The 22,082-nt window shown below is 42.8% G+C and carries 21 protein-coding genes and 1 pseudogene; 17 read left to right on the top strand and 5 right to left on the bottom strand.

Features of this window, described 5'->3' with window-relative positions:
* Positions 1 to 14: 14 nt before the first annotated feature.
* Positions 15 to 836, top strand: coding sequence for an IclR family transcriptional regulator (locus tag FSC11_RS11055; protein WP_163166883.1), 822 nt, complete (start codon positions 15 to 17; stop codon positions 834 to 836).
* 244 nt (positions 837 to 1,080) lie between these two features.
* On the opposite strand, the gene FSC11_RS11050 is transcribed toward FSC11_RS11055, so the two are convergent.
* From FSC11_RS11050 to FSC11_RS16290, 4 genes and pseudogenes are all read right to left on the bottom strand, one after another.
* The gene (locus tag FSC11_RS11050; RefSeq protein ID WP_163166881.1) at positions 1,081 to 2,307 is read right to left on the bottom strand and encodes an amino acid aminotransferase; all 1,227 of its coding nucleotides are present in this window, start codon (positions 2,305 to 2,307) and stop codon (positions 1,081 to 1,083) included.
* Between the two features lie 29 nt (positions 2,308 to 2,336).
* Entirely contained in the window at positions 2,337 to 3,737 is a 1,401-nt protein-coding gene (locus tag FSC11_RS11045) for an amino acid permease (RefSeq protein WP_004893355.1), read from the bottom strand.
* 172 nt (positions 3,738 to 3,909) lie between these two features.
* On the bottom strand, positions 3,910 to 4,971 hold the full coding sequence (gene hppD, locus FSC11_RS11040) for a 4-hydroxyphenylpyruvate dioxygenase (protein ID WP_004893356.1): 1,062 nt from the start codon (positions 4,969 to 4,971) through the stop codon (positions 3,910 to 3,912).
* A 502-nt stretch (positions 4,972 to 5,473) separates the two neighbouring features.
* Positions 5,474 to 5,630, bottom strand: a pseudogene (locus tag FSC11_RS16290) (spinster family MFS transporter); the annotation flags it as partial.
* Positions 5,631 to 5,904: 274 nt separating this feature from the next.
* Between FSC11_RS16290 and FSC11_RS11030 the strand changes: the two are divergent.
* From FSC11_RS11030 to FSC11_RS10975, 12 genes are all read left to right on the top strand, one after another.
* A complete protein-coding gene (locus FSC11_RS11030) occupies positions 5,905 to 6,387 on the top strand; it encodes a VOC family protein (protein WP_163166879.1) in 483 nt (160 codons plus the stop codon).
* A gap of 504 nt (positions 6,388 to 6,891) precedes the next feature.
* Positions 6,892 to 7,881 (top strand): biotin synthase BioB, encoded by a 990-nt coding sequence (bioB, locus tag FSC11_RS11025; RefSeq protein ID WP_163166877.1) that lies wholly within the window; start codon positions 6,892 to 6,894, stop codon positions 7,879 to 7,881.
* A gap of 87 nt (positions 7,882 to 7,968) precedes the next feature.
* Positions 7,969 to 8,691, top strand: coding sequence for an alpha/beta hydrolase family protein (locus FSC11_RS11020; protein ID WP_163166875.1), 723 nt, complete (start codon positions 7,969 to 7,971; stop codon positions 8,689 to 8,691).
* A gap of 87 nt (positions 8,692 to 8,778) precedes the next feature.
* Positions 8,779 to 10,059, top strand: a complete 1,281-nt coding sequence (gene bioA / locus FSC11_RS11015) for an adenosylmethionine--8-amino-7-oxononanoate transaminase (RefSeq protein WP_163166873.1) — start codon at positions 8,779 to 8,781, stop codon at positions 10,057 to 10,059.
* Positions 10,056 to 11,225: an 8-amino-7-oxononanoate synthase gene (locus FSC11_RS11010; protein ID WP_163166871.1), complete on the top strand. Its 1,170-nt coding sequence runs from the start codon at positions 10,056 to 10,058 to the stop codon at positions 11,223 to 11,225. Before bioA ends, FSC11_RS11010 begins: the two co-directional genes overlap by 4 nt.
* Positions 11,222 to 11,974: a malonyl-ACP O-methyltransferase BioC gene (bioC, locus tag FSC11_RS11005; protein ID WP_163166869.1), complete on the top strand. Its 753-nt coding sequence runs from the start codon at positions 11,222 to 11,224 to the stop codon at positions 11,972 to 11,974. The genes FSC11_RS11010 and bioC overlap by 4 nt, the downstream gene beginning before the upstream one ends.
* Positions 11,971 to 12,621, top strand: coding sequence for a dethiobiotin synthase (gene bioD / locus FSC11_RS11000; protein WP_163166867.1), 651 nt, complete (start codon positions 11,971 to 11,973; stop codon positions 12,619 to 12,621). The genes bioC and bioD overlap by 4 nt, the downstream gene beginning before the upstream one ends.
* A 495-nt stretch (positions 12,622 to 13,116) precedes the next feature.
* Positions 13,117 to 13,533, top strand: a complete 417-nt coding sequence (locus FSC11_RS10995; protein WP_004811008.1) for a hypothetical protein — start codon at positions 13,117 to 13,119, stop codon at positions 13,531 to 13,533.
* Positions 13,534 to 13,596: 63 nt separating this feature from the next.
* Positions 13,597 to 13,791 carry a hypothetical protein gene (locus FSC11_RS10990; protein WP_163166865.1) on the top strand — a complete coding sequence of 65 codons (195 nt, stop codon included), beginning with the start codon at positions 13,597 to 13,599 and terminating at the stop codon, positions 13,789 to 13,791.
* 9 nt (positions 13,792 to 13,800) lie between these two features.
* The gene (locus tag FSC11_RS10985; RefSeq protein WP_163166863.1) at positions 13,801 to 15,240 is read left to right on the top strand and encodes a cytochrome ubiquinol oxidase subunit I; all 1,440 of its coding nucleotides are present in this window, start codon (positions 13,801 to 13,803) and stop codon (positions 15,238 to 15,240) included.
* Complete coding sequence (gene cydB / locus FSC11_RS10980) at positions 15,237 to 16,241, top strand: cytochrome d ubiquinol oxidase subunit II (RefSeq protein ID WP_004811002.1); 1,005 nt, start codon at positions 15,237 to 15,239, stop codon at positions 16,239 to 16,241. The genes FSC11_RS10985 and cydB overlap by 4 nt, the downstream gene beginning before the upstream one ends.
* Before the next feature lie 18 nt (positions 16,242 to 16,259).
* Positions 16,260 to 16,367, top strand: coding sequence for a hypothetical protein (locus tag FSC11_RS10975; RefSeq protein ID WP_017401650.1), 108 nt, complete (start codon positions 16,260 to 16,262; stop codon positions 16,365 to 16,367).
* A gap of 192 nt (positions 16,368 to 16,559) precedes the next feature.
* Here the strand turns inward: FSC11_RS10975 and FSC11_RS10970 are convergent, their stop codons facing one another.
* Positions 16,560 to 16,754 (bottom strand): hypothetical protein, encoded by a 195-nt coding sequence (locus tag FSC11_RS10970; RefSeq protein ID WP_004810999.1) that lies wholly within the window; start codon positions 16,752 to 16,754, stop codon positions 16,560 to 16,562.
* Between the two features lie 412 nt (positions 16,755 to 17,166).
* On the opposite strand from FSC11_RS10970, the gene sbmA reads away from it, so the two are divergent.
* The 4 genes from sbmA to FSC11_RS10950 all read left to right on the top strand — a co-directional run bounded on the left by sbmA (position 17,167) and on the right by FSC11_RS10950 (position 22,053).
* The gene (gene sbmA, locus FSC11_RS10965; RefSeq protein ID WP_004810997.1) at positions 17,167 to 18,360 is read left to right on the top strand and encodes a peptide antibiotic transporter SbmA; all 1,194 of its coding nucleotides are present in this window, start codon (positions 17,167 to 17,169) and stop codon (positions 18,358 to 18,360) included.
* A 611-nt stretch (positions 18,361 to 18,971) separates the two neighbouring features.
* Positions 18,972 to 19,958 (top strand): hypothetical protein, encoded by a 987-nt coding sequence (locus tag FSC11_RS10960; RefSeq protein WP_163166861.1) that lies wholly within the window; start codon positions 18,972 to 18,974, stop codon positions 19,956 to 19,958.
* 193 nt (positions 19,959 to 20,151) lie between these two features.
* Entirely contained in the window at positions 20,152 to 20,673 is a 522-nt protein-coding gene (locus tag FSC11_RS10955) for a hypothetical protein (protein ID WP_111810539.1), read from the top strand.
* A gap of 678 nt (positions 20,674 to 21,351) precedes the next feature.
* Positions 21,352 to 22,053: a DUF4145 domain-containing protein gene (locus tag FSC11_RS10950; RefSeq protein ID WP_227590981.1), complete on the top strand. Its 702-nt coding sequence runs from the start codon at positions 21,352 to 21,354 to the stop codon at positions 22,051 to 22,053.
* Positions 22,054 to 22,082: the final 29 nt, after the last annotated feature.

Here is a 22,082-nt window from a genome sequence, read left to right as displayed (position 1 = left end):
GGCTTGATAGAACCATGAAAATTAATGCGTATATGCAGGATGAAACGATGAACGTTGAGGAAGAAAAATTACAGGGAGGGGTGCAGTCTCTAGAAGTAGGATTAACTGTACTCGATGCATTGACTGAACATAATGCACCGATGATGTTAAAAGAGCTGTCAGAAGTCCTGTCTATGCATCCTGCAAAAGTGCATCGCTATGTGGTGAGTCTGATACGTAAAGGGTATGCCCAGCAGCTCAGTGACGGGCGTTATGGCCTGGGTGAGCGTGCTCACGCATTTGGCGTCAATGCCTTAAAACGTACCGATATGCTGGAATTAACCCAAAAATATATTGCAGAAATTCAGCAGCATTTAAATTGCAGTATTCATGTCAGCAAGTGGTTTGCCGATGGTGCTGTGGTGGTTCAGTCGCTTGAATCCAACCATGTATTTAATATTATTACCCGGGTCGGCTCGCGTATGCCTCTATTGAAGTCGGCAACGGGCCGTTTACATGCCTGCCTCCAGCCAGAACACATCATCAAACCTTTACTGGAAAAAGAGTGGGCGAGTAGCGCTAAAGCAGGCCAATATCCTGCGAACTGGGAAGAATTCTTGCAACTTAAAGAGAAAATCCTGCAGCAGGGCTATGCCTCAGTCACTGGCGATATGATGGCGGGCATCCATGCAGTGGCGATTCCAGTGTATAACTTCAGCCGACAGCTTGATCATGTAATTACTTGTATCGGTACCGAAGACCAGTTACCAGCAGATCAGATGCAAGAAGCCATTGATTATCTGCTTGGAATCCAAAAACAGATTGATGGCTTGTTTAATCCAGAGGTTGCTGTCTAAAACTTTCATTTATTGCAGATAAGTTTTCTAAACCTGAACTTATTTCACAGATCCAGATCTGATTCAGGGGTTGGATCTTTTTTTATCAAGATTTTGATCGCTAAATAGGATTAAAAAATGATTTTATTTTTGTAACATAAAACCAAGATGATCACTCGCTTTTAATTTAAAAAAGAATAAAGCAAGATCCATAAAAAAGCCTTCCAATATTAGAATTAGAAGGCTTTCAAAAACTCAATGTTTTTTAAGCAATCAAGGGCTCAGCTTCATTTTGCATTTTAATCACAGCCGCCATCGACTTGGCAACATAATCAATATTGCTGAGGTTCAGGCCCGCCGTACACATCCGGCCACTACGAACCAGATAAATCCCGTAATGCTGTTTTAATAGATCCACCTGATCGGCAGTGAGGCCGGTATAGCTAAACATGCCTTGCTGCTGGGTCAGGTAAGTAAAATCCAGCTCCGGTAGCGCCTTGGATAATTTTTCTTTGAGTAAGCCACGCATGCTTAAAATACGCTGGCGCATTTCTTCCACTTCAGCCTGCCACTGGCTAAACAGCGTAGGATCATTCAATACCTGGCTGACCAGCAGGGCACCATTCGCCGCCGGACTTGAATAAATCCGGCGCACGGTAGCTTTTAGCTGACCCAACACATTTTTCGCACTGCTGCCATCATCACAGACAAAGCTCAGGCTGCCAATTCGTTCTCCGTATAAAGAGAAGATTTTGGAAAATGAATGGCTCACGATGAAGTTCATTCCGGCTTGATCGAGTGCACGAATGGCATAGGCATCCTGTTCCAGACCCTGACCAAAACCTTGATACGCCATATCCAGGAACGGAATTAAGGATTGAGATTTCAAGACTTCAATGACTTGATCCCACTCATGCGGCTGTAAGTCGGCCCCGGTCGGATTATGACAGCAGGGATGCAGTAGCACGATGCTCTGCGCTGGCAACTGTTTTAAGCATTCCAGCATCACCGGTACATTAACCGCATTGGTTTCTGCATCATAATAAGGATAAAAATGGGTTTGAATACCAGCGCCATTAAAGATTGCAATATGATTTTCCCAAGTCGGCTGGCTCACCCAGATTTCTGATTCTGGAAAATATTTCTTTAAAAAATCTGCGCCGACTTTCAGCGCTCCCGAGCCGCCCAAGGTCTGAATTGTGATCACACGGCCTTGCTCGCGAGCAGGGCTAGAAGTTCCAAAAATTAATTTCTGTGCAGCCTGGTTAAAGCTGTTCAGTCCATCCATCGGCAAATAGACACGAACTTTATGATAGTCAGGGGTCAGATAAGTATAAGCTTTCTGAACTGAGTCTAGCTGCGGCACAATGTTATCTTCATTGTAGTACAGACCAATACTTAAGTTGACTTTGTTACTCCGTTGATCTTTGTTGAATTCTTCCATTAAAGAAAGAATCGGATCACCGGCATAGGGATCAATATGTTGAAACATGAATATTTCCTAATCTAATTAATATAGTATTACGCTTCTGGTAAAGAGCTGATTTTGGTCGTGTTTAACACAGCTGTCTGATTTTCTTTTTTGCGTTTGAAGAAATAAGCAATCATCAGAAGTCCAATCCAGACCGGGATCATAACAACCGCAATTCGCATTTCTGGGGTACTGCTCATAATCAGCAGAATACCGCCCATAAATGCGATACATAAATAGTTAGTGAATGGGTAAGCCACACTTGGAAAATCTGTTTTGGTCTGCATGCGGTTCATTGAGGTCTTGAATTTTAAATGGGTATAGGAAATTACCACCCAGTTAATCACAATGGCTGCGACCACCAGCATCATCAGCATGCTAAAGGCTTTTTCTGGCACCAGATAATTCAACAAGACACATAGGAGCGTACAGAATGCTGAGACCATAACAGCATTGACCGGAATACCACGCTGATTGATTTTAGCTAGAAATTTGGGTGCATTACCTTGTTGAGCTAATCCCAACAGCATGCGGCTGGTACAGTAATTAGTACTGTTATAAACCGAAATCGCTGCGGTTAAAACCACAAAATTCAGAACTGCGGCCACTGTCTGGCTACCAAGCGAATCGAAAATCAGCACGAAAGGACTGCCGCCTTGCGCCATCATATTCCAAGGATAAAGCGATAGAATCACCACTAGGCTGAGGATATAAAATAACAGAACACGGTAAACAATCTGGTTCACTGCTTTAGGCAAGGTTTTTTTCGGGTTATCTGTTTCTGCCGCTGCAATGCCGACCAGTTCAATACCTCCAAAAGCAAACATGATCATGGCCATCGCCATAATCAGGCCCATAATCCCATTCGGGAAGAAGCCACCCAATTGCCATAAATTTTCCAGACTGGATTGGCTGTGACCACTGCCACTGGCCAGTAAATAACTGCCGAAAGCAATCATGGCAATAATGGCACCGACTTTAATGATCGCTAGCCAGAATTCCATTTCTCCGAATAATTTTACGTGAAGCAAGTTGATTACATTAATGAAAATAAAGAAGCCGAGCGCAGACACCCAGGTTGGGATTTCGGGCCACCAGTAATGCACATACAGGCCGACAGCGCTTAATTCGGCCATACAGACCAGAATGTTCAGTACCCAATAATTCCAGCCAGACATAAATCCGGCAAACTTGCCCCAGTATTTATAAGCGAAATGGCTAAAAGAACCGCTGACAGGTTCATGTACAATCATTTCACCCAACTGGCGCATCATTAGAAAAGCAATCAAGCCTGCAATGGCATAACCCAGAATAACGGAAGGCCCGGCCAGCTTGATGGTTTGTGAGATGCCGAGAAACAGGCCGGTACCAATGGAACCACCCAGTGCAATAAGTTGAATATGCCGGTTACTTAAACCCTTTTTCAGGTTTCCTTGTTCAATATGCTGCATTTTTATTCATCATCCATGTGAGATTAAGTACTGAACAGTGATGATGGGCTTTATTATTTTTATACCGTCATCGGTGCAGAATCTTAAGTTTTATATAAGCGTATATGTTGAAACAGAGGCAGTAATACCGATGCATATGACACTATAGACATCGGTACATTTTAAACAAAGATCAGGCTTTCGAGATGTCCAGAACGCCACGTTTGATCTGATCACGTTCAATGGATTCAAATAAGGCTTTAAAGTTCCCTTCACCGAAGCCATCGTCATCTTTGCGCTGGATAAACTCAAAGAACACCGGACCAATCATATTTTCAGAGAAAATCTGTAACAGCAGGCGTTTATTACCGTCTTTGGTATTGCCATCCAGCAGGATGCCGCGTTTTTGCAGTTCATCTGCCGGTTCACCATGATTTGGCAAGCGCTCATCCAGCATTTCATAGTAGGTGCTTGGCGGTGGTGTCATAAACTTGGTACCTAAGGCTTTAAGCTTGTCCCAGGTTTCCAGAAGGTCATCACAAATAAAGGCAATATGCTGAATGCCTTCACCATTGAATTCATTCAGGAATTCAGCGATCTGACCATTACCTTTGTCAGAATCTTCATTTAGTGGAATACGGATCTTACCATCTGGTGCTGTTAGTGCCTTAGAAGTCAAGCCAGTGTATTCACCTTTAATATCGAAATAGCGGATTTCCTGAAAATTGAAAATCTTTTCATAGAAATCTGACCAGTACTGCATACGGCCTTTATACACATTATGGGTTAAATGATCGATTTCATTTAAACCTGTACCCAGTGGACGGGATGGAACGTTATCAAAGAAAATAAAATCATTCTGGTAAATATCACAATCCACTAGGAAGATTGGAGAACCGCCAATGCCTTTAATCGCCGGAATGTTCAGCTCCATTGGACCGATTTTGTTGTAAATTGGCTCGGCACCTATTTCAATTGCTTTTTGAAAAGCTTTCGCTGCATTTTTGGTACGGAATCCCATTGCACAGGCAGAAGGGCCATGCTCTTTATAAAAATATGCTGCATATGATTCAGGCTGATAATTCAGAATGATATTAATATTGCCTTGACGCCATAAGTAAACATTTTTCGATTTATGCTTCGCCACTTTTGTGAATCCGATGGTTTGAAAAACAGGATCCAGCTGGCCATCTTCAGAGACGAATTCAATAAATTCGAATCCACACAGTTCTAATGGATTGGCTAATTCATTCATACAACATCCTCATTATTTAAAAGCAATCCTATTGCTCATCTTTTACTGTCTTGTTCAGGACTCACGGATGTATCACTGCCATTTTATATTGAGTAGACAAATCCGTTTGCCTAACTTCTTTTCTTGCTGAACTGCATCGATTCCTGATGCATACAAGAAAAAGAAGGAATTTACCTCATCATACTGGATATAAGATATTATTCAATACGTAATTTGATTACGTAATAAATAATAAAATGAAATAATGGGGTAATTTATAACATAAATTAATGTTATTCATAAAAATATTTTTTAGATAATTCCAGGAAATTAACGCACTGGAAATGTAGCTTTTTGTAAGGCTAAGTCGTCTTAAACGAGCTATTTTGCAAGGCTTGCTGAGCTCAGGTTTTTAGGAAAAGAACCTAAAAATTGAAATATGCAGACCTTGGTTTTAAATTGATTTTTCACAAAGAAAGAAAAAACCCTTAAATGATTGAGGGCCTTACTGTGGGGAAGGAATTTAATCTGTCAGTTTTTCCACTTCTATCCTTTCACGATAGATACAGGCAGCCTTTATACAGTAGGAAAACACCAATTACCCCGGCCACCGCATTGACGATAGAAATGGAGTTTCCGACCATTAAGGTATTTTCAAAGTAGCGGTCTGTAATCAGCGCAAATGAAAAATGCAAGGCATATTGTCGACTTGGACATCGACAACTTTATAAACATTTTAGTGGTTTAAAACAGCTGCAAAGCACTTTATAAAATCTGCAGCAGATCAAGAAGTACCTGCTATTACAATTCGAAGAATAAAAACACAACAAAGAAACTGGCCTTTTGCCAGCTTAGGTTAAATATAGAATGCACAGATAAATTTGTTTAGCCACTCAAAAGCGTAAAGCAGGGCTAAACAAATGCGTTATCTCTTATCTACGCAGAGGTGAGATCATGAATATCGCAAAAAATACCATCTGCCTTTGGTACGATCACGATGCTGAAGAGGCTGCACGGTTTTATGCGCAAACCTTTCCAGACTCGTCAGTAGAGGCAATAGTCCTTGCCCCTGGAGATTATCCGTCAGGAAAAGAGGGAGATGTCATTACAGTCAATTTTACGGTCCTGGGTATTCCATGTATTGGTTTAAATGGTGGGCCAGAATTTAAGCATAATGAAGCTTTTTCCTTTCAAGTGGCTACACAAGATCAGGAAGAAACGGACCGATACTGGAATGCGATTGTGAACAATAGTGGGCAGGAAAGTGAATGCGGCTGGTGTAAGGATAAATGGGGAATTTCCTGGCAGATTATCCCAATGGCTTTACTTGAAGCATCTTACAGTTCAGATCCTGCAGTAGCAAAAAGGGCATTTGATGCCATGCTTAAAATGAAGAAAATTGATGTAGCAATAATTCAGGCAGCGGTTCGTGGTTAAGTTATGTGGACTGATACAGCTTGTATATCTGATGTTTCCGATGAAGCGAGTCACTTTACGAATAGACATAGATTGAGCTAAATTTTAAAAATCTCGCGCTTTTTATTTGTACCCACTCAGATTTAAACTTTAATGAATTGTCAGCTTGAGTTAAACAATACTTTTATAGAAAAGCCCTTGGATGTTTAGAGCCAAGGGCTTTAAATTTTCTGCCATAAGCTTGGTTTTACTGGCTTTTAGGAGCTTGATAGTGAGTAAGTTGCAAATTCATTATTAATCTTTATCAAGACAGAAATTGAGAATTTTATTTATAAGTTTTATATATAAATAATAAGGATTAAAGCAGCTTAAATCGTAAAATCTTGCAGCATAAAATTGTAATTGATTGACAAGCTCAGCTTATAAATTAGCGCCATTCCCTCGAATTTTGATAGAAAAGGCTAAACCATTTTTTAAAAAACAGCGTATTATTTCTGCATTCTTTTTAACATTGATGTTGAGACTATGATTCGCAATGACTGGACGCGTGACGAGATTCAGGCACTTTATGATCAACCACTGATGGATCTGCTATTTCAGGCACAGCAAATTCATCGTGAGCATTTTGATGCCAATACCGTACAGGTCAGCACCTTGCTCTCTATTAAAACCGGTCGTTGTCCGGAAGACTGTAAATACTGTTCCCAGTCTGCCCATTACGATACAGATCTGGAAATTGAAAAAAGAATAGAGGTACAAAAAGCCATTGCTGAAGCAAAGCAGGCGAAAGAATCAGGATCGACCCGTTTCTGTATGGGCGCAGCATGGCGGAATCCGCATGAGCGCGATATGCCTTATGTGCTGGAATTGATCCAGGAAGTAAAAAAGCTGGGTATGGAAACCTGCATGACCTTAGGTATGTTGAATGCCTCTCAGGCAGAACGTTTAAAAGATGCTGGACTGGATTATTACAATCATAACCTCGATACTTCGCGTGAATACTACGCGAATGTCATTAGCACCCGAACTTTTGACGATCGCTTAAATACTTTAGACCATGTCCGTTCAGCTGGAATTAATGTATGTAGTGGCGGGATTGTCGGTTTAGGTGAAGGTAAACAGGACCGTGTGGGATTATTATTTGAACTGGCGACCATGCCAATTCACCCAGAATCGGTACCAATTAATATGCTGGTGCCAATCGAAGGAACACCGCTCGCCGATGTGGAAAAGTTGGATGTGATTGACTGGATCCGGACGATTGCCGTAGCTCGTATCATCATGCCAAAAAGCTATATCCGTCTGTCTGCAGGTCGTGAATCTCTATCTGATTCCGATCAGGCCCTGGCATTCATGGCAGGTGCTAACTCACTGTTCTCAGGTGATAAATTACTGACTGCACCGAATAGTGGGGAAGGCAAGGACAAAGCCCTATTTGCCAAACTAGGACTAAAAGCTGAAGCACCGAAGAAAACTGGCCGCGAGCTTGCTATGGATGCCATGCAGCCTGCTTAAATTTTGCAGCTGTATATCAGGGATCATTCCGGAAGAGATTGGTCCCTTTTTTATTGAATAGATGATAAAAAATAGGGAACAGGATTGATGAAAATTCTGCTCATCAGCGGCTGGGGACTGGGGACTCAGGTACTGAATGAATTTGTACAGCAGCTAGAACAGCAGTTGATGCCACAGCATCAGATCGAAGTCTGGGATATCTTTGATCCGAATAATGCAGCAATACTGGCAGAAAAGGTACAGGTTGCAGCTGATAAAGATGTACTGATCGGCTGGTCACTTGGCGGGCAGTTAGCATTGTTATTGGCTAATGCAATCTATCAGCAGATACAAGTCGCCAAGCCCGTAATTGCCTGTATGTCAAACCCCTGCTTTGTGGCACAAGAAAACTGGCCTCATGCTATGCCCAAAGTGCAGTATGAGCAATTTAAACATGCGGTGATGTTACAACTTCAACAGGCTCTAAAACGCTTCTGTACACTGGTCACTTTGGGTTCAGTAGCACCACGAGAACGGGCAAAATATTTACAAGAGCAATTGGTAAATATTGATTTATCCTATCAGCAGGCTCATCTCTATCTTTTAGAACAATTAAATTTGGTAGATATCTTAAAAAGCTATCCTGGCAAGATGCTATTTATAAATTCTGAGAAAGATATGTTAGTTCCCTACAAAGTTATACAAAATATTGCACATTTCAATGCAGATCATCTGAACTTGGTAAAAATTTCAGCTGCGCACGATGCTATCCTGTTCGATACCAGTTTGGTCATTGAACCAATCTTGCAATTTTTACAAAAACTTCGTTAATCAAAAAATCTTTGAAGGTCCGCTGGATGTTCATTTCAGAAGTAAACCGTTAAGATCAGGACAGCGCTATTGTTTAGGTTATTTTCCGTGCACGATTCTTTTGACCAGCAGCATATCTGGCATCCATATACTTCCATGACTCATCCTTTGCCCTGTTACAAGGTGAGGGCAGCACATGGTGCGGTGATTGAGCTGGAAGATGGTACGCAGCTGATTGATGGTATGTCGTCCTGGTGGTGCACGATTCATGGTTATAACCATCCAGAGCTGAATGAGGCGGTGCAGACCCAGTTACAATCCATGTCACATGTCATGTTTGGTGGCCTGACCCATCAGCCAGCGATTGATCTGGCTAAATTGCTGATTGAGATTACTCCAGAGCCACTGGATCGGATTTTCTATGCCGATTCCGGTTCGGTTGCTGTGGAAGTGGCTTTGAAAATGGCGGTGCAATACTGGCATGCCCGTGGTCAGGCACAGAAAAGCAATTTTGTGACTACACGTTCTGGCTATCATGGCGATACCTGGAATGCCATGTCAGTCTGCGATCCGGTCACGGGTATGCACCAGATTTTTGGTTCCAGTCTGCCAAACCGTTATTTTGTTCCGGCACCACAAAGCCGCTTTGATGGGGAATGGCAAGCTGATGATATCCAGCCACTGGAACAATTGTTAGCAGAAAAGCATGAACAGATTGCAGCCATGATTATTGAGCCGATTGTGCAGGGAGCAGGTGGTATGCGCCTGTATCATCCAGAATACCTGCGCCAGGTACGTCAGCTGTGTGATCGTTACAATATTCTGTTAATTCTGGATGAAATCGCGACTGGTTTTGGTCGGAGCGGCAAACTGTTTGCCTGTGAACATGCGGGTGTTAGCCCGGATATCATGTGTCTGGGCAAGGCGCTGACTGGCGGTTATATGACCTTGTCAGCCACACTGACGACTGCGCATGTTGCAGAAACCATTTCCAGTGGTGAAGCAGGCGTATTTATGCATGGCCCGACCTTTATGGCGAATCCACTGGCCTGTGCAGTGGCACTCAAAAGCACCCAGCTTTTATTGTCACAGGACTGGCAGGCAAGAGTGCAACAGATTGAACAAGTATTAAAAGACCATTTACAGCCATTAAATGCCTTGCCACAGGTTGCTGATATCCGCGTACTTGGCGCGATTGGAGTCGTGGAACTACAGCAACCTGTTGATCTGGCTAGCTTCCAGGCAGAATGTGTACGCCGTGGTGTATGGATTCGTCCCTTTGGTCGGTTGGTCTATGTGATGCCACCATTTGTGATTTCTGCTGAACAACTTAAAATTCTACTGACGCATATGTGCGAGATGATTCAGGCAATGGGAGCAACAGCATGAAGCATCTGGAATATTTTCAGCAGCAACTGGATGATTTGAAACAGCAGGGCCAGTATCGCCAGTTTAAACAGGGGATTTCCAGCCAGCCTTATCTTCAGTTGAATGGGATTGAGATGCTGAATCTGGCATCCAATGACTATCTCGGTCTGGCGGCCAATCTGCAGCTACGGGAAGAATTTTTTGATCTGACACCGCTTGCTGAACGACAGATGAGTGCCAGTTCTTCGCGCCTGCTGACTGGAAATTTCCCGGCTTATGAACAGCTGGAGACCAGCATGGCGCAGGTTTTTGGTCGTTCGGTGCTGTTGTTTAATAGCGGCTATCATATGAATATCGGGATTCTGCCAGCATTGGCGGATAGCAAGACCATTATTATTGCCGACAAGCTGGTACATGCCAGCATCATTGATGGTATCCGTTTATCCAATGCCAGCTATGTACGCTACCGGCATAATGATCTGGAACATCTACAACAGCTTTTAGTAAAGTATCAGGCAGATGATAATATTCAGCGCATCATTGTCGTCACTGAATCCATTTTTAGTATGGATGGTGATGAAACGGATCTCGGTGCATTGGTGGCACTCAAACAGCAATTTGATAAGGTTATGCTGTATGTGGATGAAGCCCATGCCATTGGTGTGCGTGGTGAACACGGGCTGGGTTGTGCTGAGGAGTATCAGGTCATAGACCAGATTGACCTGCTGGTCGGGACTTTTGGCAAGGCGCTGGCTTCAGTTGGTGGCTATCTGGTCTGTCATCCGCTCATTCGTGAATATCTGATCAACAGCATGCGTCCGCTAATTTTTAGTACTGCGCAGCCCCCAATCTGTATGGCCTGGACGCATTTTATTTTCCAGAAAATGCAAGCAATGAGGGAAGAGCGCCAACAGCTTGGCAGTCTGGCCAGGTGCTGTCATCAAAGTATTCAGGCCTTGGGTTATGCTTGTCCATCCAGCTCTCAAATTGTACCGGTAATTATTGGCGATGCAGCCAAAACCGTCGCTGCAGCAGAATATTTACAGCAAAAGGGTTTTTATGTCCTGCCAGTACGTCCACCGACTGTACCTAAAAACACTTCCAGATTGCGAATCTGTTTACATCAGCAGGTCAGTCCGGTACAGCTGCAACAGTTGCAGGATGCTCTGCAGGAGTTGCCACGATGAAAACTGATCAGGTCGCGCAGCGCTTTGCTCAGGCACAGTCCAGCTATGAACAGCATGCTATTGCCCAGCGTCGGGTAGCAATGCAACTGGTCCAGTATATGCAAGCGCATATTCCGGTAAATTTACAGCGTATCCTGGAAATTGGCTGTGGTTCAGGTCTGTTTACCCGCCAGCTGATGCAGCATTACAGTTTCGACCAGTTATTTTTAAATGACCTTTATCCAGAAGTTAAACAGCATTTTGAGGAAGATGGCCGGATTTACTGGGGAATTGGCAATATCGAAACTTTGCCACTGCCACAATCGCTGAATCTAGTGGTGTCCTGTTCTGCCTTGCAATGGGTGCAGCATCTGGACGCTTTATTTGGGAAAATTCATCAGGCTTTAAATCCGTCTGGCTGGTTCTGCTTTGCCAGCTATGCACAGGACAATTTAAAAGAAATTAAAGTATTGACTGGGCAGGGGCTGAAATATCGCTCACTTCCACAAATGGTTGAACTGCTGGAATCTTGTGGTTATGAGGTCCTGATGCAGGAGGAACAGCGCCTGATTCTGGAGTTTGAACATCCTCGCGAGGTACTGAAACATATCAAGGCCACCGGCGTACAGGCGACGGCAGATGGTTTCCGCTGGAGCAAATCTTCTTTGCGGCTTTTTTATGAGCAATATCAACAATTCCAGCTACCAGATAGCCAGAAGTATCCTTTGACCTATCACCCGATTTATCTCATTGCACGGAAGCGCTCATGAACGCAAATATCTATTTTGTCAGCGGTATCGATACCGGTATTGGCAAGACCTATGCCACCGGTTTTCTGGCCAAAATCTGGAATGCGCAGGGCATTCATACTATCACCCAGAAGTTGATCCAGACTGGCAACACTGATCTCTCGGAAGATATCGAACAGCATCGCAAGATCATGGGCTGCGGCTTGCTGCCAGAAGATCAGCAAAAGCTGACTATGCCGGAAATTTATAGCTATCCGGCATCGCCCCATCTGGCAGCACGTTTGGACCAGCGTCCAGTAGATTTTCAAAAAATTGAACAGGCCACACAGCAACTGGCCGCACAGTTTGACCGTGTTCTGCTGGAAGGAGCAGGTGGCCTGATGGTGCCACTGACAGAAGATCTGCTCACCGTAGACTATATTGCCGCACAGCAGCTTCCTGTCATTCTGGTAACCTCAGGTCGTCTTGGCAGTATCAATCACACTCTGCTCAGTCTGGAACTGCTCAAACAGCGTAAGATTAAGCTGTATGCGCTGGCATTTAACCATGCCGATGATGCCCAGGATGAAGTCATTGCACAGGATACTATTCAGTATCTGCAGCAATGTTTGCAAAAGGATTTTCCAAATGCACAGTGGCTGGATATTCCGGTATTTCAGGAAATCTGAATCTCTGTTTTAGCCCGGTAGTATGGCGCTATGCAATAAAGAAAATTCATCCGGAACAGTTTCTGTTGACCGGAATTGAGCTGTCGAAAATGTGAAATTTATAGCGTACTGCAACAAAAGCCTGCCTGATCCGGACAGGGTAGTCATTCAGCTAAACCTTTTTCTGCCAGAAAGTATTTTAAGTTGAAGCGTAGCTCTCTGTCTGGTCCTGCTACTGTAACAAGATGAAATTCTCAATTTAGATATTATTTTTGTGGCTCGGCGCATTCCTGTTCAAAGTATGCGGTTGTACTTTTCCTGAGATGAATAAGCTCTGGAACATGAAAATTAATTTTTTTATATTCAAAAATCTATAAAAATTAAGAATGAAAATAGGGCTTTTATAATAAATATATATATTATAAGGTTATAATATTAAAGTTGAGTATAATGCTTGGATTTTAATCTAAGCTCAGCCTCAATATTCCTTCACTTCGGTCAATTCGAGAGAATGTTTTGCTGAAACGTAGTGGGTTACTGTTGGCATGTGCAACGCTGCTATTACAGTTTGCTGTATATTTACAGCCGCTATTACCGGAGCAATACCATATTGCCCCGGTCTGTCTCTCTATTACACATAATCTTCTCTCACCGAAGCAGCATCAGCATGTACACGCAAGCTATCATGCGTTGATTGACCATCTAGGGGCCGAATCCGGCCATCATCATGACCATAATGAACATAACCATCAATGCCAGTACTGTACCGTATATGGTGACATTGTGCTGCCGTTTAATTTTGGTATTGATGAGGTCATTGACCGGATTCAGGTAAAGCTGAGTTTCTATAAATCCGCTTACCGACATGTCTATTTTTCCCTGCAACGGCTGTATTTGCTACCGCAAGGCAGGGCACCTCCTGTCACGCTTTAATACGCCAAGTCCGGTAAGGCATGACCTTGCCGCTATCTAAAACGTTTTAAAGAGTGAAATAACATGAACATCACAAATTTCGCATGGCTGACCCATGGCGGAGCGAACCCGCTTAGCCTGGAAAAAGGGCAGGATGCAGATATTAAAGTCCTACAGATTTGCAACATTATGAAAATCGTATACGGCCTAAACTACAAAATAATGAAGCCATTTCAGCTGTTTAAGCTGAAGTTCTCTCACCAACAACTTCTACAATAAGGTGATGACATGGATTTAGGTTTAACTGCGCTGGAACTGGCACGTATCCAATTTGCCTTTACTGTCTCCTTTCATATTATTTTCCCTGCGATTTCCATCGGTTTGGCCAGCTTTCTGGCCGTTCTGGAATGGCGCTGGCTCAAAACCCAGGATCCAGTTTACCGGGATCTGTTTAAATTCTGGATCAAAATTTTTGCATTAGCCTTCGGTATGGGGGTGGTCTCTGGTGTGGTCATGAGTTATCAGTTCGGCACCAACTGGAGTGAATTTTCCAGAGTGGCTGGAAGTGTTACTGGACCACTGCTGGCTTATGAAGTCTTGACAGCTTTTTTCCTGGAAGCCGGTTTCCTCGGCATTATGCTCTTTGGCTGGGATCGGGTCGGTCCGAAAACCCATTTTTTTGCTACGGTAATGGTTGCCCTGGGTACCTGTATTTCCATGTTTTGGATTCTGTCCTCTAATAGCTGGATGCAGACCCCGCAGGGTTTTATCATTGAAAATGGCATCATCATGCCGCAGGACTGGTTCGCTATCGTGTTTAACCCGTCTTTTCCGTACCGTCTAGTACATATGGGGATTGCTGCCTTTCTGGTTTCGGCACTGCTGGTAGCGGCTACAGCTGCTTGGCATCTACTTAAAGGTCGCCGTGATGCACTGGTCAAAAAGTCTTTTTCCATGGCGATGTGGATGATTCTGGTGCTGGCACCCTTACAGATAATTGTGGGAGATTTTCATGGTTTAAATACCCGTGAATATCAGCCAGCCAAGATTGCTGCGATTGAAGGACACTGGGAAACTAACCGCGGTGAAGGCATGCCACTTTATCTGTTTGGTATTCCGGATATGGAAGCCGAAGAAACCAAATATGCTATCGGCATACCAAACTTGGGCAGCCTGATTTTGACCCATAGTATGGACGGTGAAGTGCAGGGTCTAAAAGATTTTGCGCCTGAAGACCGCCCAAACTCGCTGGTGGTGTTCTGGAGCTTCCGCATCATGGTCGGTCTAGGGATGCTGATGCTTTTGATGGCGCTGGCGGGTCTGATCCTGCGTAAAACGGGTGGTTTCTATGAAGCCCGCTGGTTGCACCGATTCGCCTTTTTCATGGGACCTTCCGGATTTATTGCTTTACTGGCAGGCTGGTTTACTACAGAAGTGGGCCGTCAGCCATGGGTGGTCTATGGGGTTATGCGCACTCGTGATGCACTCTCACCTGTATCAGCTGAACAGGTCGGACTTACTCTCATTATCTTTGTAGTGGTCTATTGTGTCGTATTTGGTGTTGGCATCTATTACATGCTGAAAATGATGCATAAGGGACCAGAATTTATCCATGCCCGTCCGCATACTGAGGGTGAAGTCATCCGTGCGTCTAAACGTCCAATGAGTACCTTTGAGCAAAATGAAGAGGATGACCGTGCTCAACGTGATCAGGAGAATAACAAATGATTGACCTGTCATTGATCTGGATTGCGATCATCGCGCTCGGTGTACTGATGTATGTGGTACTGGATGGCTTTGACCTGGGTATAGGTATTCTGTTTCCTTTCTTTAAGGATCAGCATGAGCGCGATGTGATGATGAATACCGTGGCACCGGTTTGGGATGGTAATGAAACCTGGATGGTACTCGGTGGAGCAGGTCTGTTTGCAGCCTTTCCACTGGTCTATTCAACCGTGCTGTCCGCGCTATATATGCCGATTATCCTAATGGTCATTTCACTGATTTTCCGAGGAGTTGCCTTTGAATTTCGCTTTAAGGCACATCGTGGCAGGCACTGGTGGGACATCGCTTTTATTGGCGGTTCGCTTCTGACCTCTTTCTTGCAAGGCGTAATTCTTGGTGCTTATATTCAGGGCATTAAAACTACGAATGGCATTTATAGTGGTGGTGGACTGGACTGGTTGACCCCATTTTCGCTGTTTACCGGAGTAGGTGTAGTAATCCTGTATGCAACCCTAGGTTGTGGCTGGCTGATCTTTAAAACCGACCACGAGTTACAGGACAAGATGTTCCAGCTGATGCCAAAACTTATCATTGTGTTATTACTGGTCTTTGGAGCAGTTAGTCTGTATACGCCACTGGCACATCAACAGATTGCCGAGCGCTGGTTTAGTCAACCACAGATTTTCTATTTCAGTCCGGTGCCGATACTGGTTGTATTATTTACCTTTATGGCGCTGCGTGCCTGTAAACGCCGTCAGGAATTTGCACCGTTCATCTATACCTTGGCGCTGGTGATCCTGGCTTACACCGGTTTTCTCATTAGCCTTTGGCCTTATATCATTCCGCCAAGTGTTACTCTTTGGGAAGCCGCCGCACCACAAAGCAGTCAGCTGTTTTCCTTGATTGGTGCATTGATCCTCATCCCAATTATCCTGTTTTATACCGGTCTGTCTTATTGGGTGTTCCGGGATAAGGTACGGGTAGGTGATGATGGCTATCATTAGGCTTGTGGAGGAAACAGGATGAAACTGAATCGGGCAGGTTGGTTTATTGTGTTATGGCTTGCAGGCTTTGTCACAATGGCTCTCATTGCAGGCTTTTTCCGCTTCCTGCTAAAGCTGGCATATTGATTGTGTAGTAGGTCTCAAGATTCTACATTTTTCTTAAGACAATAAAAGAACCTCCCGATGTGATGGGAGGTTTTTTTTATCTGTTTTCAGCTTTAGGATTAAAATAATAATACTGTCAGGCAGGTGTTGATCTGTATTCAGGAGAAGAAGTAAAACATACAACAACTCAAACCAAACTTTGAATTAGCAGAATTACAATTCTCTCCAGATTGTATTTTCATCTTTTAGTGCAACAGTAAAGTTAAACTGGTTGTCTGTAGTGACCAATAGACTGGTTGGTGTTTGCATAACTACTTTCAGCACTGTACCTTCTTCATAAATAATTGGCGTGCAGTTTTCTTTTTCCAAGGTGATTGGCTTCAGTAGTTCAATTACAGAGCTTTCCATGAGTTAACTTCCCGCGGTTATTATGTTTACTATTCATTCAAGGATAGCATAATTTTTCTTTGTTATTTAATAGTTTTTGCAAAATGCAAAATTGGAATGATCCCTTTCAATAGTGCATATCGCTGTAGTGTAAGATGGAAAATAACCATATATCGTATCTGTTCTGTACAGGCTTGTTAACTGATGTTAAAACCAACAAAGGATGGATCACAGGATTCATCACATAAGTACTCAGTTCACTACACACATAATGATTCATGCTTATAAATAGATTAATAAAAATAAGCAGTTTTTAGGCAGATATTTTTTTGATCAGGTTGAAAAACCTGTTGTGAACTGCTTTACACTGCTGCAGATTTCATCATGATTGATTGACCTGAGGTCTACTAAAAATAAGGAGCATGCAAAGGACATGTTTAAGTCTTTCTTTCCAAAACCCGTCTGGTTTTTTCTCAGCGTGGTGGTGTGGTTCTTTATCAACCTCGCGATCTGGCATAGTGGAGGTTCAAGCTGGGGCAGTTATGTGGGTTTTAGCGAAGGCTACCATGAAGCGACGATGGCGATTGATATCAGCCGTTTCTGGTCACAGAAATTCCTGTGGTTCTATCTCTGGTTCCTGACTGCAACTGCGCTTTTTGCAGGATTCTGGTATGTGGTAGCGCGTCATCCTTGGCAGCGCTGGTCGGTGTGGGGTTCGGCCTTTATCCTGTTCAATATCTGGTTTGGAGTTCAGGTCAATGTTGTGCTGAATGAATGGTACAGTCCGTTCTATGACCAGATCCAGAAGATGCTGACCAGTGGTGGTGGGGACGTAACTTTGCTCTATCAGGGCGCATTGGTCTTTATCTATATCGCGATGATCTATGTCACCCTGGCAGTATTTAACATGTTCTTTGTCAGTCATTATGTGTTCCGCTGGCGGACAGCAATGAATGATTACTATACGGCTTACTGGGAAAAGCTGCGGCATATTGAGGGGGCGTCACAGCGTATTCAGGAAGATACCATGCGCTTTGCTCGCAGTACTGAAGAACTCGGCGTTTCCTTTATTGAATCGTTTATGTTGCTGATGGCTTTTTTGCCAGTTCTGTACAAGCTTTCAAGTCACGTCAAGACCTTACCGATTGTGGGTGAGATTAGTCACGCGCTGGTCTGGGCATCCTTGGGCTGGGCGGTCTTTGGTACAGTGGTATTAATGGTCGTTGGTATGAAACTGCCAGGACTAGAATTTAATAACCAGAAAGTCGAAGCGGCTTACCGTAAAGAACTGGTGTATGGGGAAGATCATGCCGAACGAGCCCAGCCACTGACACTAAAAGAGCTGTTTAGCCGGGTGCGCTGGAATTATTTCCGCCTGTATTTCCACTATGCCTATTTCAATATGGTACGGATCTGGTATTTGCAGCTCGACAATATCTATGGCCTGTTTGTGCTATTTCCGAGTATTGCAGCGGGAGCAATTACTTTAGGTTTGATGATGCAGATTCTGAATGTATTTAATAAGGTCCGTGAATCATTCCAGTACCTGATTTTGTCTTGGCCAAAGATTATCGAGTTAATGTCGATCTACAAGCGTCTGAAAGCGTTTGAATCTCATATTCATTAAAAAAATAGTGGTTGGTATTTTAAAAAGACCGGCCTTATGGCGGGTCTTTTTTATATCAGCTCAGGATTGGTCGGAGTATCCGATGAACGGTCAATTATAGGCAAAATATTTGTAAAACCTCCCAATTTGGGGATATTCAGTGAATATTCGCTTGACTAGAATCCTAAGGGCCAAACGTGTTTGGTACTTAATTTTCAACCCCGCTGACGTATAAAAATAATAAATGTACGTTGATGAAAATTAAGTATTTTAATGCTCATAAACTGAATGCGGATGGTGGAGAGTGGTTTGCTATACAAGTATAAAAGCTCGATCCAGCCTGCCAGATGAGTGACCAAAGAAGTACGTACTTCCTTCTTTGGTCTTTTTTCTTGAGCAGGTTTTATCTCAAAAATAATACTGCACCACATGAAAGTTAATGCAAATAATTTCAAAAATAACCATTAAAATGTCTCATAGTTATCATTTTTGATATTTTTAAATTTGAAAATAATTCTATTAATCAGATGCTTGTATTTGTTGTTTGCATAGTTTTGCATTATTTTATGTGAATGCTTTGGGTTGAGATATCTACGGTGAAACTGAAAGTATTTTTATTGATAACAATAACAATGAGCTTGGCAGCATGTAATAGCATGCAAGGCGCAAAGAAAAATATATTACATCCTTTTCACAGTCCCCAGGAACTGATTGTGAAACGGGGCATCAATCAGCCAGATGGCAAGGCGAAAGACTATGTCTATCTATGGGATCAACAACAGCGCCATAATACCACTCAGGCCATGTATCCACGTTCCGTCATGACGCAATATTGCCATGAACAGGGGGGTAAGTTATCCCTGCTATATAAGAGCAAATTTGGTCTGGTGAATGATCCTGCCCAGCGTACACGTCTCGCTGCAAATCGAGGTGTTGTACAGGGAATAGGTGCCTATAAATGTACGATGGGTGATCTTGCGGAAAGCTGGATTGTGTCGATTGAACCTGTTGCGGAACGTCAGGCAGAAAATAATAGCAAGACCCGTAACGTTCGGTTGCTGACCCGACTGATGAAAACAGCTGAAGCACATAATTTTTATCAGGCAACTGCGAGCACTGCAAAGACAGCCAAGAAACAGGTCAATGTGGTGAAGGCAACGGCTACTACCAAAACGTCTGTAGCATCAAAACCAACGGCAGAACAGAAAGACCACGATCGTAAAGAGCTTGAGCGCAAAGAACTGGCCAAAGTCGAAGTCGAGAAGAAAGAGCCTAAGCCGGTGACAGTTGCCACACCGCGTACGAGTGTGAGTGAAACCCCACAACAGCAGCAAATGAAGCTGTATGTGACTGCCCGGCGTGACATTAATAATGGTAGAAACCTGAATAATGCCTGTAATAATGCCCAGCGAGCTTATAACTATGGCAAGCAGCAAGGCACAGAAGGAACGCGGGTTTATACTGAATCCGGTATGTTGGTGGCGCGTTGTCTGACCAGTATTTCGACGTATAGCAGTCGTTTTCCAAATGCCAAAGGACAGGCTCAACGCGTCCTGAACGGACTGGCATCGCAATATAATCATGCGGGTGCCAAGAATATGTTGAAACAGATCAATTAAAAGAATCTGACTTTAATCGATAAGAATGCCACGCCTTATGAACGTGGCATTCTTATTTTGAAACTGGGTGAATGCCTATCGTAATCAACGCGCCAAGTACTTTGCTAAAAATCAGATTGATTTTGCAATGCAATAACAGATGAACTGTTATGCTTTGTGGTACAAAGGGCAAACTGTTCATCGGAGTTTGCTTATGTCTCGCCATGTTTCCCCTGTAAGCCACAGATTTTCCCAAATCGTTCGTTCTGCGCTGATGGCAACTGCCTTGTTGGGAGTAGTGCAAATAGCAAATGCAGGCCCAACGGTCGATCAACTTAGTAATTGTCTGGAGAGGTCTACTACAACTGCCGATAAAACCACGGTGATGCAATGGACCTTTGTGGCCTTGTCTGCGCATCCCGACTTAAAAGCCTATAGCAATGTATCAGCCCAGCAGAAGGAAAGTCTGGATAAAAATCTGGCTTCAGTATTACAGCGTATTTTAGTTGAGCAATGTTCGGCACAAACCAAAGCAGTGATTCAGGCAGAAGGTCTGGAAGCTGTGGGGAATAGTTTTCAGGGACTCGGACGTAGTACGGGTGAGGAAATTTTAAAGAATCCTGAAATCAACAATCAGCTTAAAGGTATATTGCGTTATGTAGATTTGAATAAGCTGGTAACCACGTTTTTAACGCCAGATATTTGGAATAAGTTGGGTTCGATCAGAGGGAATTAACGTATCTGTAAGACTTACTTGAATATGGCAATAACAATTCTAATTAGTCCATAAATGGGATAGAAAATAAATTCGATACTATTTGGTAATCCTGATCCTCGCTGTTTTCTGCGAGGTTCGGGCTGCATTCTAGATAGCCATTTATGGCATTTTGGAATCAATAGCAAAATGGTAATGATCAGTGCAAATATGCCAATAGAAATTTGGATGAGGAAGAGCAAAAGTTCAAGTGTCATTTTTGTTTTTCTTAAGTGTTTTTGATTTTATAGCATTAATATTAATCATCTTTCAATTTTTTAAGACCTTTCCCTAACCCTCATCCTTTCTTGCGCTTCGTTTTAAAGCAGTACTTTAAAACTTGCTCAGGAGGGGGAGGCTTTTAATAATCCTCTCCCTAGCCCTCTCCTTTAAAAAAGGAGAGGGAACTACGTGTATCAATTTGATTACGTGACAAAGTCTCCCCTTTTCAAAGGGGGATTTAGGGGGATTCTGAAATCTCGCAAAAAGAAGTACTTTGACAGTTGAACGCGCCCTAAGTCTTCGAGTTTGGCGAAAGAGGATACTTTTTTGATGGTCATATTCTTAAATGGCTTTCATACAATAGTTGAACTTTTTAAACTTGCTGATTGGTATTGATAAATGTTAAATAAAAGTATCTAAGTTCATAATAAAGTCAAAATGTCAGAAGAACCAAAGACAATTCTCAATCAAAAAAGTTTTAAATGTCCTCATTGTGGAGCTTTTGCTTATATGGAGTGGAATAACTTATATGTTATTTCACAAGATCCAGTGGGTAATGATTTTTATATTAGAACAAGGGTACATCAAGCTAATTGTGCTTCATGTGATAATAACAATATATGGTATAACCATGCGCCAGAGATGGATTGGTTGCCTCCAAATAATTTTCATGAGCCAAGAGATAATAATGAATTAACTAGATTGTATCCTATTCAAGAGATTGCGAATAAGGATATTCCAAATGCCAATGCTGATATGCCCGGAAATGTGAAAAAACTTTATATAGAGGCAGCCTTAATTTTTGAATTATCACCCCGTTCAGCTGCAGCATTGATTCGTTTAGCATTAGAAAAATTATGTCATCATTTAGATGTGAAGAGGAAAAATATTAAAGAGTCGATCGAAGAATTAGCAAAACAACAAATTATCCCAATAAAAGTTGCCCAAGCTGCAGATAATATTAGATTAATTGGTAACGCAAATGTTCATCCAGGAATTATTTGTGATGAAGTTCTAGAAGATATTAATCCAGCTATTTTCACCTATATAAATTTAATAGTGGATTATGCAATTACAAAGCCAAAGGAAATAGACGAGATAAATGCACTATTTCCTGAACAAAAAAGAGCTTCAATTTAAATGTAAAAAACCCGCTTTAAAGCGGGTTT

Origin of the sequence: Acinetobacter schindleri, from assembly GCF_010918895.1 — a bacterium.
In the GTDB taxonomy this organism is placed as follows: domain Bacteria; phylum Pseudomonadota; class Gammaproteobacteria; order Pseudomonadales; family Moraxellaceae; genus Acinetobacter; species Acinetobacter schindleri.
The sequence above is the reverse complement of the archived record's forward strand: the minus strand, read 5'-3'. Positions and strand labels throughout refer to the sequence as shown.

Excerpts from the sequence above, each read along its gene's own strand:
- FSC11_RS11010 (WP_163166871.1), top strand. The coding sequence starts at position 10,056 with ATGAAGCATCTGGAATATTTTCAGCAGCAACTGGATGATTTGAAACAG.
- FSC11_RS10990 (WP_163166865.1), top strand. The coding sequence starts at position 13,597 with ATGAACATCACAAATTTCGCATGGCTGACCCATGGCGGAGCGAACCCG.
- sbmA (WP_004810997.1), top strand. The coding sequence starts at position 17,167 with ATGTTTAAGTCTTTCTTTCCAAAACCCGTCTGGTTTTTTCTCAGCGTG.
- cydB (WP_004811002.1), top strand. The coding sequence starts at position 15,237 with ATGATTGACCTGTCATTGATCTGGATTGCGATCATCGCGCTCGGTGTA.
- FSC11_RS10955 (WP_111810539.1), top strand. The coding sequence starts at position 20,152 with ATGTCTCGCCATGTTTCCCCTGTAAGCCACAGATTTTCCCAAATCGTT.
- FSC11_RS10950 (WP_227590981.1), top strand. The coding sequence starts at position 21,352 with ATGTCAGAAGAACCAAAGACAATTCTCAATCAAAAAAGTTTTAAATGT.
- FSC11_RS11030 (WP_163166879.1), top strand. The coding sequence starts at position 5,905 with ATGAATATCGCAAAAAATACCATCTGCCTTTGGTACGATCACGATGCT.
- FSC11_RS11055 (WP_163166883.1), top strand. The coding sequence starts at position 15 with ATGAAAATTAATGCGTATATGCAGGATGAAACGATGAACGTTGAGGAA.
- FSC11_RS10985 (WP_163166863.1), top strand. The coding sequence starts at position 13,801 with ATGGATTTAGGTTTAACTGCGCTGGAACTGGCACGTATCCAATTTGCC.
- hppD (WP_004893356.1), bottom strand. The coding sequence starts at position 4,971 with ATGAATGAATTAGCCAATCCATTAGAACTGTGTGGATTCGAATTTATT.
- FSC11_RS11050 (WP_163166881.1), bottom strand. The coding sequence starts at position 2,307 with ATGTTTCAACATATTGATCCCTATGCCGGTGATCCGATTCTTTCTTTA.
- bioB (WP_163166877.1), top strand. The coding sequence starts at position 6,892 with ATGATTCGCAATGACTGGACGCGTGACGAGATTCAGGCACTTTATGAT.
- FSC11_RS10975 (WP_017401650.1), top strand. The coding sequence starts at position 16,260 with ATGAAACTGAATCGGGCAGGTTGGTTTATTGTGTTATGGCTTGCAGGC.
- bioC (WP_163166869.1), top strand. The coding sequence starts at position 11,222 with ATGAAAACTGATCAGGTCGCGCAGCGCTTTGCTCAGGCACAGTCCAGC.
- FSC11_RS10960 (WP_163166861.1), top strand. The coding sequence starts at position 18,972 with ATGAGCTTGGCAGCATGTAATAGCATGCAAGGCGCAAAGAAAAATATA.
- FSC11_RS10970 (WP_004810999.1), bottom strand. The coding sequence starts at position 16,754 with ATGGAAAGCTCTGTAATTGAACTACTGAAGCCAATCACCTTGGAAAAA.
- FSC11_RS11020 (WP_163166875.1), top strand. The coding sequence starts at position 7,969 with ATGAAAATTCTGCTCATCAGCGGCTGGGGACTGGGGACTCAGGTACTG.
- FSC11_RS11045 (WP_004893355.1), bottom strand. The coding sequence starts at position 3,737 with ATGCAGCATATTGAACAAGGAAACCTGAAAAAGGGTTTAAGTAACCGG.
- bioD (WP_163166867.1), top strand. The coding sequence starts at position 11,971 with ATGAACGCAAATATCTATTTTGTCAGCGGTATCGATACCGGTATTGGC.